Raw genomic sequence first — 14079 nt, forward strand, 5'->3', positions numbered from 1 at the left:
GGCTCCTACACAGGTTGTGCAGGAGCCGGCTGGCCGGCGAATGCTTTTAAAGCGGCGGATTCTCTTCCGGCGGCTTGGTCTTGTTGACCCCGGGTACGTGCAGGTTGCCTTCGGCGACCTGGTCGCCTTCCAGCTGCGGCTGGGTCACCCAGGTGAGAATGTCGTAGTAGCGACGGATGTTGGCGACGAAATGCACGGGCTCGCCGCCCCGGGCATAGCCGTAGCGGGTCTTGCTGTACCACTGCTTCTGCGACAGGCGCGGCAGCATCTTCTTCACATCCAGCCACTTGTTCGGGTTCAGGCCTTCTTTCTCGGCCAGCTTGCGCGCATCGTCCAGGTGGCCGGTGCCGACGTTATAGGCGGCCAGGGCGAACCAGGTGCGGTCCGGTTCCTCGATCTTGTCGTCCAGCTGTTCCTTGATATAGGCCAGGTACTTGGCCCCACCGCTGATGCTCTGCTTGGGATCCAGGCGGTTGGAAACGCCCATGGCCTGGGCGGTGTTCTGGGTCAGCATCATCAGCCCGCGCACCCCGGTCTTGGAGGTGACCTCGGCCTGCCACATCGATTCCTGATAGCCCACCGCCGCCAGCAGGCGCCAGTCGAGCTTTTCCTGCTTGGCCGACGCCTTGAAGTGCTTCTCGTACTTGGGCAGGCGTTGCTGCAGGTGCTGGGCAAAGGTGTAGGCGCCGACATAGCCGAGCACGTCCACATGGCCGTAGTAGCGGTCCTTCAGGCGTTGCAGGGTGCCGTTCTTCTCGACCTTGTCGAGGAAACTGTTGATCTCGTTGAGCAGGCTGTTGTCGTCGCCTGCGGCCACGGCCCAGCTCTGGCTGCGGGCGTCGCCCAGGTCAAAGGCCACTCGCACATTGGGGAAGTAGACTTGGTTCATCGCCAGTTCGTTGGAGTCCACCAGGGTCAGGTCGATCTGCCCTTCGTCCACCATGCGCAGCAGGTCCACCACTTCCACGGCGTCCGACTCTTCGTATTCGATGCCGGGGTACTTGAGCTTGAGTTCCGCCAGTTGTTCGGCGTGGGTGCTGCCCTTGAGCACCATGATGTGCTTGCCCACCAGGTCTTGCGCGGTGGTGGGGCGGGAACGGCCATTGCGATAGATGACCTGGGGCGTGACTTCCAGATAGGGGTGGGAGAACCGCACCTGCTGCTTGCGCTGCTCGCTGCTCACCAGGCCGGCGGCGGCCAGTACCGGGCCCTTGGGCTGGCCCAGCTGGTCGAACAGATCATCGAGGTTGTCGGCGGTCTCGATCTTGAGCTCCACCCCCAGATCGTCGGCAAAGCGTTTCACCAGCTCGTATTCGAAGCCGGTTTCACCGTTGCGATCCTGAAAGTAGGTGGCAGGGCTGTTACGGGTGACCACCCGCAGCACACCATCCTCCTTTACGCGCTCGAGCGTGCTGGGTTTCTCAACACAGGCGCCGAGCATCAGGAAGAGTCCGGTAACGATGAGCCACTTGGCGCAGCGCGGACGTAAAGCCATAGGGGAAAACATTGGCGCAGTATACGCAAAGGATAACGGCCGCCATATCTCGACAGCGAAGGGCTTGTCTGCTAGCGATGGTCGAGCCGGGCTGAAGGCCTCAGGAATGGGGCCTGGGCGCTGAATGTGACGTTTAAAATAACCACCGGCAATGACCCTGATGAGGCTTTGTTATAGGGGGCTGGCCCCGGGCCGACGTCCGGAGGCGCCCGGGGGTTGCGTTTCGAGTGCCGATGCCAGCGGTTTACGTTAGAATGCACGGCCTCAAAGCACACCCCCTTCCCGAGGCTGTCCCGAAGATGTTGATCCTGCGCGGCGCTCCTGCCCTTTCTGCCTTTCGCCACAGCAAACTCCTTGAGCAACTGAGCCAGAAAGTACCGGCTGTCAGTGGCTTGTATGCTGAATTCGCTCACTTCGCCGAAGTCACCGGCGTCCTGACCGGCGACGAACAGCAGGTGCTTGCGCGCCTTCTGAAGTACGGCCCCAGCGTTCCGGTACAAGAGCCGACCGGCCGTCTGTTCCTGGTCCTGCCACGTTTCGGCACCATTTCGCCGTGGTCGAGCAAGGCCAGCGACATCGCCCGCAACTGTGGCCTGGCGAAGATCCAGCGCCTGGAGCGCGGCATCGCCTTCTATGTGGCCGGTGAGTTCAGCGAGGCCGAGGCCCAACTGATCGCCGACGCCCTGCACGACCGCATGACCCAGATCGTGGTGGCCAACCTGGAACAGGCCGCCGGCCTGTTCAGCCACGCCGAACCCAAGCCGCTGACCGCCATCGACATCCTCGGCGGTGGCCGGGCTGCGCTGGAGCAGGCCAACAGCGAGCTGGGCCTGGCCCTGGCCGAAGACGAAATCGATTACCTGATGAACGCCTTCCAGGGCCTCAAGCGTAATCCCCACGACATCGAACTGATGATGTTCGCCCAGGCCAACTCCGAGCACTGCCGCCACAAGATCTTCAACGCCAGTTGGGATATCGACGGCCAGAGCCAGGAAAAAAGCCTGTTCGGCATGATCAAGAACACCTATCAGATGCACAACGAAGGTGTGCTCTCCGCCTATAAGGACAACGCCGCGGTCATCGTCGGTTCGGTTGCCGGGCGTTTCTATCCGAACCCTGAGACCCGCCAGTACGGTGCGGTACAGGAGCCGGTGCACATCCTGATGAAGGTCGAGACCCACAACCACCCGACCGCCATCGCGCCGTTCCCGGGGGCCTCCACCGGTTCCGGCGGCGAAATCCGCGACGAAGGCGCCACCGGGCGCGGCGCCAAGCCCAAGGCCGGCCTCACCGGTTTCACCGTGTCCAACCTGCAGATCCCGGGCTTCGAACAGCCGTGGGAAGTGCCGTACGGCAAGCCTGAGCGCATCGTCACCGCCCTCGACATCATGATCGAAGGCCCACTGGGTGGCGCGGCGTTCAACAACGAATTCGGCCGTCCGGCCCTGACCGGTTATTTCCGCACCTTCGAGCAATCCATTACCACGCCTCGTGGCGATGAAGTTCGCGGTTACCACAAGCCGATCATGCTGGCAGGCGGCATGGGCAACATCCGTGACGAGCACGTGCAGAAAGGCGAGATCACCGTCGGCTCCAAGCTGATCGTGCTCGGCGGCCCGGCGATGCTCATCGGCCTGGGCGGCGGCGCCGCTTCCTCCATGGCCACCGGCACCAGCTCGGCGGACCTGGATTTCGCTTCGGTACAGCGTGAAAACCCTGAAATGGAACGCCGTTGCCAGGAAGTCATCGACCGTTGCTGGCAACTGGGGGATAACAACCCCATCAGCTTCATCCACGACGTGGGCGCCGGTGGCCTGTCCAACGCCTTCCCGGAACTGGTCAACGATGGCGGCCGTGGCGGTCGCTTCGAACTGCGCAACATCCCCAACGACGAGCCGGGCATGGCCCCGCACGAAATCTGGTCCAACGAATCCCAGGAGCGTTATGTCCTGGCGGTGGGCGCTGCGGATTTCGAACGTTTCAAGGCCATCTGCGAGCGTGAGCGCTGCCCGTTCGCGGTGGTCGGCGAAGCCACTGCCGAGCCACAGTTGACCGTGACCGACAGCCACTTCGGCAACAGCCCGGTGGACATGCCGCTGGAAGTGCTGCTGGGCAAGGCCCCGCGCATGCACCGTTCGGCCGTACGGGAAAACGAACTGGGTGACGATTTCGATCCAAGCACCCTGGATATCGCCGAGAGCATCGAGCGCGTCCTGCACCACCCGGCCGTGGCCAGCAAGAGCTTCCTGATCACCATCGGCGACCGCACCATCACCGGCCTCGTGGCCCGCGACCAGATGGTCGGCCCATGGCAGGTGCCGGTGGCCGACGTGGCCGTGACCGCCACCAGCTTCGACGTCTACACCGGTGAGGCCATGGCCATGGGCGAGCGCACGCCGCTGGCCCTGCTGGACGCCCCGGCGTCCGGCCGCATGGCGATCGGCGAGACCCTGACCAACATCGCGGCCTCGCGCATCAACAAGATCAGCGACATCAAGCTCTCCGCCAACTGGATGTCCGCTGCCGGCCACCCGGGCGAAGACGCGCGCCTGTACGACACCGTCAAGGCAGTGGGCATGGAGCTGTGCCCAGAGCTGGGCATCACCATCCCGGTGGGCAAGGACTCCATGTCCATGGCCACCCGCTGGAACGAAGAGGGCGTGGACAAGAGCGTCACCTCGCCGCTGTCGCTGATCGTCACTGGCTTCGCACCCGTAGCGGACATTCGCCAGACCCTGACCCCGCAACTGCGCATGGACAAGGGCACCACCGACCTGATCCTGATCGACCTCGGTCGCGGGCAGAACCGCATGGGCGCCTCGATCCTCGCCCAGACCCACGGCAAGCTCGGCAGCCAGGCACCGGACGTGGATGATGCGGAAGACCTCAAGGCCTTCTTCGCGGTGATCCAGGGCCTCAACGCCGACGGTCACCTGCTGGCCTACCACGACCGTTCCGATGGCGGCCTGCTGGTCAGCGCCGTGGAAATGGCCTTCGCCGGCCATTGCGGCCTGAACCTGAGCCTCGACGCCGTGGCGGAAAACACCGCCGAAATCGCCGCCATCCTGTTCAACGAAGAGCTGGGTGCGGTGATCCAGGTGCGCCAGGACGCTACTCCGGACGTGCTGGCCCAGTTCAGCGCCGCCGGCCTGGGCGATTGCGTGGCCGTGATCGGCCAGCCGATCAACAACGGTGAAGTGAGCATCTCCTACAACGGCGAAAGCGTGTTCACCGGCCAGCGCCGCCTGCTGCAGCGTCAGTGGGCAGAAACCAGCTACCAGATCCAGCGCCTGCGGGACAACGCCGACTGCGCCGAGCAGGAATTCGACGTGGTACTGGAAGAAGACAACCCGGGCCTGAGCGTCAAGCTGGGCTTCGACGTCAACCAGGACATCGCCGCGCCTTACATCAAGAAAGGCGTGCGTCCACAGGTGGCGGTACTGCGTGAGCAGGGCGTCAACGGCCAGGTGGAAATGGCAGCGGCCTTTGACCGCGCCGGCTTCAACGCCATCGACGTGCACATGAGCGATATCCTCGCCGGTCGCGTCGACCTCAACGACTTCAAGGGCATGGTTGCCTGCGGCGGCTTCTCCTACGGCGACGTACTGGGCGCCGGTGAAGGCTGGGCCAAGTCGGCGCTGTTCAACAGCCGTGCGCGGGATGCCTTCCAGGGCTTCTTCGAACGTACCGACAGCTTCACCCTGGGTGTGTGCAACGGTTGCCAGATGATGTCCAACCTGCACGAGCTGATCCCGGGCAGCGAGTTCTGGCCGCACTTCGTGCGCAACCGCTCCGAGCAGTTCGAAGCCCGAGTGGCCATGGTCCAGGTGCAGGAGTCGAACTCGATCTTCCTGCAGGGCATGGCCGGTTCGCGGATGCCGATCGCCATCGCCCACGGTGAAGGCCATGCGGAGTTCGAAAGCGAAGAGGCATTGCTGGAAGCCGACCTGTCCGGTTGCGTGGCCCTGCGTTTCGTCGACAACCACGGCAAGGTCACCGAGCGTTACCCGGCCAACCCCAACGGTTCGCCGCGCGGGATCACCGGCCTCACCAGCCGCGACGGTCGCGTCACCATCATGATGCCGCACCCTGAGCGGGTGTTCCGTGCCGTGCAGAACTCCTGGCGCCCGGATGAGTGGAACGAAGATGGGGCGTGGATGCGCATGTTCCGTAACGCTCGGGTCTGGGTGAACTGAGGCTGATGTACAAGCTCAGCTTCTTCGTGCCTCCCAGCCATGTGGAGTCGGTCAAGAGCGCTGTGTTCGCCGCGGGCGGCGGACGCATCGGCGCCTATGACCAGTGCGCCTGGCAGGTGCTCGGCCAGGGCCAGTTTCGCCCGTTGGACGGCAGCCAGCCGTTTCTCGGGCAGACCGGCCAGGTGGAGCGGGTGGAGGAGTGGAAGGTCGAGCTGGTGGTGGCCGACGAACTGATTCGCGACGTGGTACTGGCCCTCAAGCAGAGCCATCCCTACGAAACGCCGGCTTATGAAGTCTGGCGCCTCGAAGCGTTCTGAGGTTATCCACAGACACAAAGCCCGCTGAACCGGCAACGGTCAGCGGGCTTTTTTGTGGGCCTTCGCCAGCCAGCCGGCTCCTACAGGAGCCTTGCAGGAGCCGGCTGGCCGGCGAAAGTGCCTTCAAGCTCCTGCGCCGACCTCTCGGTGCAGCAAGCCCGTCAGCGCCACCTGCAAGCCCCCGGCCTTTTCGCCAATCAGCACGTGCCAGACGTCCCCCTCCATGCGCCGCATGCCCTGGCAGCCCAGCCCCTTGAGCGCCGGCTCCGACAGGCTGCGGCTATTGTTCACTCGCACTCGCAACCGGGTCAGCGCCACACAGTCCATCTGCAGCAGGTTGTCCCGACCGCCCAGGGCGTTGAGCCACTGCTGGGCTTCGTGGATGGAAATGTCGACCTGCGGGGGTTCTTCAACAGGCGCCTGTGCCACCGCAGCCCTGGCTGAAACGGGTGACGCCAGGCGGATCTCGTCGGCGATGCTGTCTGCCAGCGGCCCCACCACCACCTGCAAGCTGCCGCCCTTGCCGGGGCGCACCACGGCCATGGCGCCCAGGGCCTTGAGCTCGCTGTCCGAAGCCAGGTTGCGGTCTGCCAGCTCCAGGCGCAGGCGCGTGGTGCAGGCACCGACGGTAAGCAGGTTGCCGGCGCCACCCAGGGCCTTGATGTAGGCCGCGGCGCGCTGGTCGACGCTCAGTTCAGTCTTTTCGCTGGAGGGGCTGTCTTCACGGCCCGGGGTCTTGAGGTTGAAGCGGCGGATGCAGAAATCGAACACCAGGTAGTACACCACCGCGTACAGCAGGCCCACCGGAAACACCTTCCAGCCGTTGGTGGAGCGGCCCCAGCCCAGGGCCATGTCGATGGCGCCGCCGGAAAAGGTAAAGCCCAGGTGGATGTTCAGCAGGTTGGTCAGGGCCATGGCCAGCCCGGTGAGCAGGGCATGCACCAGGTACAGCAGGGGGGCAAGGAACATGAAGGCGAATTCGATCGGCTCGGTGACCCCGGTCAGGAAGGATGTCAGGGCCATGGACAGGAAGATCCCGCCCATTACCTTGCGCCGTTCCGGCGGTGTGTTGCGGTACATCGCCAGGCAGGCGGCGGGCAGGCCGAACAGCATCATCGGGAACATCCCGGTCATGAACTGGCCGCCCTTGGGGTCGCCGGCAAAGTAGCGGGTCAGGTCGCCGGTGACCACGGCGCCGGTGCTCGGGTCGGTGAAGCTGCCGAAGATGAACCAGGCCATGTTGTTGAGGATGTGGTGCAGGCCGGTGACGATCAGCAGCCGGTTGAACACACCGAAGACGAAGGCGCCGAAGCTGCCGCTTTCCAGCAGCAACTGGCCGAAGCTGTTGATGCCGTGCTGGATCGGCGGCCAGATCAGGCCGAACACCACCCCCAGGCCCACGGCGGTGAAACCGGTGGCGATGGGCACGAAGCGCCGGCCGCCGAAAAACGCCAGGTACTCCGGCAGCTTGATGTCCTTGAAGCGGTTGTACAGCGCGCCGGCCATCAGCCCGCTGATGATCCCGGCGAGCATGCCCATGTTGATGCTGGCGTCCAGCACCTTGAGGGTCGAGATCATCACCAGGTAGCCAATGGCCCCGGCCAGCCCGGCGGTGCCATTGTTGTCCTTGGCAAAGCCGACGGCGATACCGATGGCGAAGATCAGCGCCAGGTTGCCGAAGATCGACTGCCCGGCATCGTGGATGATCGCGATGTTCAGCAGGTCGGTGTCGCCCAGGCGCAGCAGCAGACCGGCGATGGGCAAGATGGCGATGGGCAGCATCAGCGCCCGGCCGAGGCGTTGCAGGCCCTCGATGAAATACTGGTACATGGCGTCTCTCCTGGAATTCTTGTTATGAGTGCAGAGGCCAAAGCCGTTCGCAGGCCTGACGGACTGCGGCGGCACCGGGCAGGTTGAGCAGCGGCTGGCTGAGCTGGCGGCACTGGCTGGCGTCCAGCTGGCGCACCCGGTCCTTGATCTCGCCCACCTGGGGGGGGCTGACCGACAGCTCGCTGACGCCCAGGCCAATGAGTACGGGTGTGGCCAGGGGATCGGAGGCCAGGGCGCCACAGACCCCGACCCAGCGACCATGGCGCTGGGCGCCGGCGCAGGTCTGGGCGATCAGCCGCAGCAGGGCGGGGTGCAGGGCGTCGACCCGTGCCGCCAGCCCGGCGTGGTCACGGTCCATGGCCAGGGTGTACTGGGACAGGTCGTTGGTGCCGATGGACAGGAAGTCGGCGTGTTCGGCCAGTTGCTCGGCCATCAGGGCGGCGGCGGGGACTTCGATCATGACCCCCAGTTCCGGGCGCTGGCTCAGGCCCAGTTCGGCAGCGAACAGGTCCAGGCGCTGGCGAATGTGCAGCAGCTCGGCGACTTCGGTGACCATCGGCAGCATCACCCGGCAGCGTTGCACGGGGCTGACCTGGAGCAGCGCCCGCAGTTGTTGGTCCAGCAGTTCGGGGCGCGCCTGGGCCAGGCGGATGCCGCGCAGCCCAAGTACCGGGTTGGCTTCCACCGACAGGGGCAGGTAATCCAGCTGTTTGTCGCCGCCGACGTCGATGGTGCGAATGATCACCGGCTTGTCGCCCATGGCGTTGAGCACTGCCTGATAGGCCTGGCGCTGTTCTTCTTGATCGGGGGCGGTCTGGCGGTCAACGAAGAGAAACTCGGTGCGCAGCAGGCCGACGCCGTCGGCGCCACCCTGGTGGGCGTCCCGGGCTTCATCGCTGGACGCCACATTGGCCGCCACCTCGATCTGCTGGCCGTCCTGGGTCAGGGCGGGCTCATGGGCTTTTTGCTGTTGCAGCGCATGGCGCTGGCGCTGGGTTTCACCGGCCTGTTGCACCTGTGCGATGCGCTGCGGGTCGGGCTCCAGTTCCAGGCGCCCGCCGTTGGCATCCAGCACCACCTGGCGGCCACTGTCGATGCGCAGCACTTGCGGGCCCAGGGCCACCAGGCAAGGCAGGCCCTTGCCCCGGGCAAGGATCGCCACGTGGGAAGTGGCACCGCCGGCGGCCATGCACAGCCCGGCCACGCCCTGGGCGCTGAGTTGCAGAAGGTCGGAAGGGGTCAACTCCTCGGCGGCAACGATCGCCCCGGCTGGCAGGTCGTAGTGCCAGGCCTCCCCCAGCAGGGCGCGCAGAACGCGCTGCTGCAGGTCCCGCAGGTCGTTGGCGCGTTCGGCCAGCAGCGTACTGCCCAGTTGCTGCAGGATCTGGCATTGCTCGGTAATCGCCGCGCTCCAGGCATGGGTGGCGGCGCGGCCCTGGGCAATGGAGGCTTCGGCGGCGTCCAGCAGGGTCGGGTCTTCGAGCAGCGCCAGGTGGGCGCTGAAGATGTCCTGTTCCTGCTGGTCGCGGCGTTGCCGGGCCTGCTCCAGGGTGTGGCGGATTTCCCCGCGCACCTGGTCCAGGGCGGCGCTTAGTGCTTGCCGTTGGGGCTCGGGTGCATGCTGGCCATGATCCTCCGCCAGGACCATGGTGTTGAGCCGTACCAGGGGGCCGCATACCAGGCCCGGCGCGGCGCAGACGCCCGGCAGCACGCCATCTTCCACGGGGCCTTGGGCGGCCGGGGCCGGTACCGGGGTTTCGCCATGGGCATCTGCGGCCATCGCGGTGCCGAGGGTCTGCAGCATCGCCTGCAGGGCATCCTGGCAATCGTCGCCCTGGCAACTGACCAGCACTTCTTCCTGTTCACCGATGCCCAGGCTCATCAGGGCGATCAGGCTGGTGCAGGGGGCGCTCTTGTCCTTGAAGGTCAACTGCGAATGGCTGTTGAAGCTCAGGGCGGTCTGGCGCACCAGGGCGGCGGGGCGGGCATGCAGGCCGCCGCGATGGGCGACCTTGATCCGGGCGCTGGCCTGCTGCCCGGATTGCTCTTGCGTAAGCGGCTGCGGGCCAGCGTTGGCGCGCCGGCTGATGTGCAGCAATGGCTCGCCCACCTGGACCGTCGACAGGGTCAGCGGGCGCAGGTCGAAACCCTCGCCATTGGTCAGGATCAGCAGGCTGATCAGGCTTCGGCAATGCTGTGCCACGTGGTCCAGATCAACCCGCAGCAAGGGCTGGCCGGCACGCACCTGCTGGCCTTCCTTCACCAGCAGGGCAAACCCCTCGCCCTGCAGTTCGACAGTGTCCAGGCCCAGGTGCAGCAGCAGTTCGGCCCCATTGGCGGCGCGCAGGGTGATTGCGTGCCCGGTACGTGCGACCTGGATCACCTGGCCGGCGCAGGGCGCATGCAGGGTGTCGTTGAGGGGATCGATGGCGATGCCGTCGCCCATGGCACCGCTGGCGAACACCGGGTCGGGCACGCTGCGTAGTGCTAGCACTGGCCCGCTTAACGGGGCACCGAGCGTCAGTTCGTTATTGTTGTTGTGCATGGCGCAGTACTCGTTGGCGATGGGGCTTAGTGAGTGCGGGTCACTTTGCTCAGGTGGCGCGGTTGGTCGGGGTCCATGCTGCGGGCTTGGGCGAGGCCGGCGGCCATGACGTAGAAACTCTGGATCGCCAGGATCGGGTCGAGTGCCGGGTGTTCGGCACGACTCAGGGTCAGGTCCCGTTCACCGATGTCGTCCGGAGCGGCCAGCAGCACCTTGGCGCCGCGCTGGCGCATGTCGGCGGCCAGGCTCAGCAGGCCGCCCTGCTCGGCGCCGCGGGGGGCGAACACCAGCAGCGGATAGTCGTGGTCGATCAGCGCCATGGGGCCGTGGCGGACTTCGGCACTGCTGAAGGCTTCGGCCTGGATGGCCGAGGTTTCCTTGAGCTTGAGCGCGGCTTCCTGGGCAATGGCGAATCCCGCCCCGCGGCCGATCACCATCAGGCGCTGGCAATCGCGCAGCGCATTGACGGCCAGGCTCCAATCCTGGGTCGCGGCCTGGCGCAGGCCTTCGGGCAGGGCCAGGCCGGCTTCGAGCAAGCGTCCGTCATCATTCCAGTGGCCGATCAGTCGCGCGCTGGCACTGAGGGTGGCAATAAAGCTCTTGGTGGCGGCCACGCTCTGCTCGGCGCCGGCGTGCAATGGCAGGAAGAATTCGCTGGCCGCTTCCAGCGGGCTGTTTTCCGCGTTGACCATGGCCACGCTGAGGGCCCCGCGCTTGCGCAGCAGGCGCACGCTGTTTACCAGGTCCGGGCTTTGCCCCGATTGCGAAAAGGCAAACACCGCCTGGCCGCTGACCCGCAGGGGCGCCTGCTGCATGGTCACCACCGACATCGGCAGCGAGGCCACGGGAATACCCACTTGCTGCATGGTCAGGTAGGCGAAGTAGCTGGCGGCGTGGTCGGAGCTGCCTCGGGCCACGGTCATTGCCACTTGTGGCGGCTGGCGGCGCAGGCGGCCGGCGACCTCGATCAGCGCCGGGTCCAGGTGCTGCAACTGGTTGCTCGCGGCCAGGTGCGAGGACAGCGCCTCTTCAAGCATTTTTGAAGTCAATGTCTTCTCCTTCGACCATGACGGCGGTCAGTGTGAGTGCCCGGTCCAGGCGCACGCTGTCGGCCCAGCTGCCAGGTTGCAGGCGGCCGCGTTCAGGGATGCCGAGGTAGTCGGCGGGAAATTGCGACAGGCGCTGCGAGGCTTCGGCCAGGGGCAGGCCGATCTTCACCAGATTGCGCAGGGCCTGGTCCATGGTCAGGGTGCTGCCGGCCAGCGTGCCGTCGGCCAGGCGCACACCACCCAGGCACTTGGTCACGGTGTGGCTGCCCAGCTTGTATTCACCGTCGGGCATGCCGGCAGCTGCGGTGGAGTCGGTAACGCAGTACAGGCATGGGATCGAGCGCAGGGCCACGCGCATGGCACCGGGGTGCACGTGCAGCAGGTCCGGGATCAGCTCGGCGTACTGGGCGTGGGCCAGGGCCGCGCCGACGATCCCCGGCTCACGGTGATGCAGCGGGCTCATGGCGTTGTACAGGTGGGTGAAACTGGTGGCGCCAGCGGCGAGGGCCGCCACGCCTTCCTCGTAGCTGCCCAGGGTGTGGCCGATCTGCATGCGCACGCCGCGGGCGCTGAGTTCGCGGATCAGGCCGTCGTGGCCGGCGACTTCCGGGGCGATGGTGATCACGCGGATCGGCGCCAGCGCCAGGTACTGCTCCACTTCCGCCAGCAGTGCGGTGTGGGCGAAGTTGGGTTGGGCGCCAAGTTTGCCGGGGTTGATGTAGGGGCCTTCCAGGTGCACGCCGAGCACTCGGGCGCAGCCCTGGGGGCGCTGTTCGGCATAGCTGCCCAGTTGCTCCAGGACCTGGCGGATTTCCTCGCTGGGGGCCGTCATGGTGGTGGCCAGCAACGAGGTGGTGCCGAAGCGCACATGGGTGCGGGTGATGGTCTGGAAGGCATCGCGGCCTTGCATGATGTCCTTGCCGCCGCCGCCGTGCACATGCAGGTCGATAAAGCCGGGCAGCAGGTAGGGCAGGTCGTTGTCCGCCGGATTGCAGGGGCTGCCTTCGATGGCGATCACCTTGCCGTCCTGATGCAGCAGACGGCCGCGGACCCAGCCTTGGGGCGTGAGGATATTGTCTTCGGACATGGCGTTTCTCTGGCTCCGGAAGCGGGTTCAGCGTCGCAGTTCAGCGACGAAGTCGTAGTAGTCGTTGCGGCAGTAGGTGTCGGTGACCTCGATCGGCGTGTTGTCTTCCAGGTAGCCGACCCGGGTCATCAGCAACATGGCGGTGCCGGGGGCGATGCCCACCAGGGCGGCGAATTCGTCCGAGGCATTGATCGCCTGGATGTGCTGCAGCGCCCGCACCACGGGCTTGCCGATGCCATCGAGGTATTCATAGAGCGAATCCCCGACCGCTTCCGGCTGGGCGATGATGCTGGCCGGCAGGGTGCTCATCTCGATGGCCATCACTGTGTCATCGGCTTTGCGCAGGCGCTTGAGCCGCGCCACCTTGTCGTTGGGCGACAGGCCGAGGCGGATCAGTTCTTCATGGGTGGGCGGGGTGAGGGTGCGTTCCAGCCATTGGGAGCCGGGCACGAAACCCTTCAGGCGGAGCATTTCGCTGAAGCCGGAGAGCCGCGACAGCGGTTGCTCCAGGCGCGGGGTGATGAAGGTCCCCGAGCCCTGGCTGCGGCGGATCAAGCCCTGTTCGAAGAGCACTTCCAGGGCCTTGCGCGCGGTGACCCGGGAGATCCCCAGCAATTCGCTGAGGTTGCGTTCCGACGGCAGTGCCTGCTCGGCTTTCCACTGGCCGGCATGGATTGCCGCTTCCAGGTTGCGAGCCAGTTGCAGGTACAGCGGAGTGGGTTGGGAGCCGTCGGGGCGCAGGGCCAGGAGGTGATTCATCTGTAGGTTTTCCGATGCGGTTATTAGGTTGTTGTCGCCCGGTAGTGCCGAAAAACTAATACCACTTAGATACCATGTCAACGCCACTGGTCTGCTGAAGGTGGCGTAAATCCAGCGTTTGCGGGGTGATTTGAAGGGTAAATGATTAAAGTGGTATTAGGCAGGTCTGACTGCCATCGCCATGGCGTCGAGTGGCGACCCCTTGCGGGTCGCCAAGTGGTATGGGCGCAGTGGAAGAGCTGGCGGGGGTAAAAATATTTTTTGCGGAAGGGAAATTAAGGGCGGATCTCGATCATGGTGCCGTCCTTGACCAGGCCCCAGACCTCGCGCATGTCGACGTTGCGCATGGCGATGCACCCGTCTGTCCAGTCCAGGGTGTGGAAATACTGCTCCGGGAATTCTTCGGTGTCCGGGGTGCCGTGGATCATGATCATGCCGCCCGGGTCCACCCCTTCGCGCCGCGAGCGGGCGGCATCGGTGATGTTCGGATAGGAGATGTGCATGGCCAGGTTGTAGCGGTCGCTGGTCTTGCGCCAGTCGAGCCAGTAGAGGCCTTCAGGGGTGCGCTTGTCGCCCTCCATGAGCTTGGGACCCTTGGGCTTCTTGCCCAGGGAGATGCGGTAGGTCTTCAGTGGCTTGCCACCGTTGATCAGTTGCAGTTGATGGGCGGACTTGAGCACCAGGACCTTTTCGATGACCTTGCCGTCCAGGGTTTCCACGGTGGAGGCCTGGCACACAGCAACGACGGAACAGCACAGCAGGGCAAGCAACCAGCGCATTGACACGATATCCCCAGGCGCA

At 65.4% G+C, this 14079-nt stretch carries 9 protein-coding genes; 2 read left to right on the forward strand and 7 right to left on the reverse strand.

Annotated elements, in window-relative coordinates:
- Positions 1–46 precede the first annotated feature (46 nt).
- Complete coding sequence (gene mltF / locus AC07R1_RS14305) at positions 47–1507, reverse strand: membrane-bound lytic murein transglycosylase MltF (RefSeq protein WP_011059425.1); 1461 nt, start codon at positions 1505–1507, stop codon at positions 47–49.
- A 287-nt stretch (positions 1508–1794) separates the two neighbouring features.
- On the opposite strand from mltF, the gene purL reads away from it, so the two are divergent.
- Both purL and AC07R1_RS14315 read left to right on the forward strand, forming a co-directional pair.
- Complete coding sequence (gene purL / locus AC07R1_RS14310; RefSeq protein ID WP_011059426.1) at positions 1795–5691, forward strand: phosphoribosylformylglycinamidine synthase; 3897 nt, start codon at positions 1795–1797, stop codon at positions 5689–5691.
- A gap of 5 nt (positions 5692–5696) precedes the next feature.
- Positions 5697–6008 (forward strand): YqfO family protein, encoded by a 312-nt coding sequence (locus AC07R1_RS14315; RefSeq protein WP_015634269.1) that lies wholly within the window; start codon positions 5697–5699, stop codon positions 6006–6008.
- 123 nt (positions 6009–6131) lie between these two features.
- On the opposite strand, the gene nagE is transcribed toward AC07R1_RS14315, so the two are convergent.
- From nagE to AC07R1_RS14345, 6 genes are all read right to left on the reverse strand, one after another.
- The gene (nagE, locus tag AC07R1_RS14320; protein ID WP_065364576.1) at positions 6132–7838 is read right to left on the reverse strand and encodes an N-acetylglucosamine-specific PTS transporter subunit IIBC; all 1707 of its coding nucleotides are present in this window, start codon (positions 7836–7838) and stop codon (positions 6132–6134) included.
- A 22-nt stretch (positions 7839–7860) separates the two neighbouring features.
- Positions 7861–10383 carry a phosphoenolpyruvate--protein phosphotransferase gene (ptsP, locus tag AC07R1_RS14325; RefSeq protein WP_495110632.1) on the reverse strand — a complete coding sequence of 841 codons (2523 nt, stop codon included), beginning with the start codon at positions 10381–10383 and terminating at the stop codon, positions 7861–7863.
- A 26-nt stretch (positions 10384–10409) separates the two neighbouring features.
- Complete coding sequence (locus tag AC07R1_RS14330) at positions 10410–11432, reverse strand: SIS domain-containing protein (RefSeq protein ID WP_103289925.1); 1023 nt, start codon at positions 11430–11432, stop codon at positions 10410–10412.
- Complete coding sequence (gene nagA / locus AC07R1_RS14335) at positions 11413–12519, reverse strand: N-acetylglucosamine-6-phosphate deacetylase (protein WP_019094765.1); 1107 nt, start codon at positions 12517–12519, stop codon at positions 11413–11415. The genes AC07R1_RS14330 and nagA overlap by 20 nt, the downstream gene beginning before the upstream one ends.
- A 27-nt stretch (positions 12520–12546) precedes the next feature.
- Positions 12547–13278, reverse strand: coding sequence for a GntR family transcriptional regulator (locus AC07R1_RS14340; RefSeq protein ID WP_495110633.1), 732 nt, complete (start codon positions 13276–13278; stop codon positions 12547–12549).
- A gap of 275 nt (positions 13279–13553) precedes the next feature.
- Entirely contained in the window at positions 13554–14057 is a 504-nt protein-coding gene (locus AC07R1_RS14345; protein ID WP_011059433.1) for a L,D-transpeptidase family protein, read from the reverse strand.
- Between the last annotated feature and the right edge of the window lie 22 nt (positions 14058–14079).

The sequence above is a fragment of the Pseudomonas sp. GW821-FHT07F01 genome, from assembly GCF_059418825.1.

Coding starts and splice junctions, on each gene's coding strand:
- mltF (WP_011059425.1), bottom strand. CDS start 1,507: ATGTTTTCCCCTATGGCTTTACGTCCGCGCTGCGCCAAGTGGCTCATC.
- purL (WP_011059426.1), top strand. CDS start 1,795: ATGTTGATCCTGCGCGGCGCTCCTGCCCTTTCTGCCTTTCGCCACAGC.
- AC07R1_RS14315 (WP_015634269.1), top strand. CDS start 5,697: ATGTACAAGCTCAGCTTCTTCGTGCCTCCCAGCCATGTGGAGTCGGTC.
- nagE (WP_065364576.1), bottom strand. CDS start 7,838: ATGTACCAGTATTTCATCGAGGGCCTGCAACGCCTCGGCCGGGCGCTG.
- ptsP (WP_495110632.1), bottom strand. CDS start 10,383: ATGCACAACAACAATAACGAACTGACGCTCGGTGCCCCGTTAAGCGGG.
- nagA (WP_019094765.1), bottom strand. CDS start 12,519: ATGTCCGAAGACAATATCCTCACGCCCCAAGGCTGGGTCCGCGGCCGT.
- AC07R1_RS14340 (WP_495110633.1), bottom strand. CDS start 13,278: ATGAATCACCTCCTGGCCCTGCGCCCCGACGGCTCCCAACCCACTCCG.
- AC07R1_RS14345 (WP_011059433.1), bottom strand. CDS start 14,057: ATGCGCTGGTTGCTTGCCCTGCTGTGCTGTTCCGTCGTTGCTGTGTGC.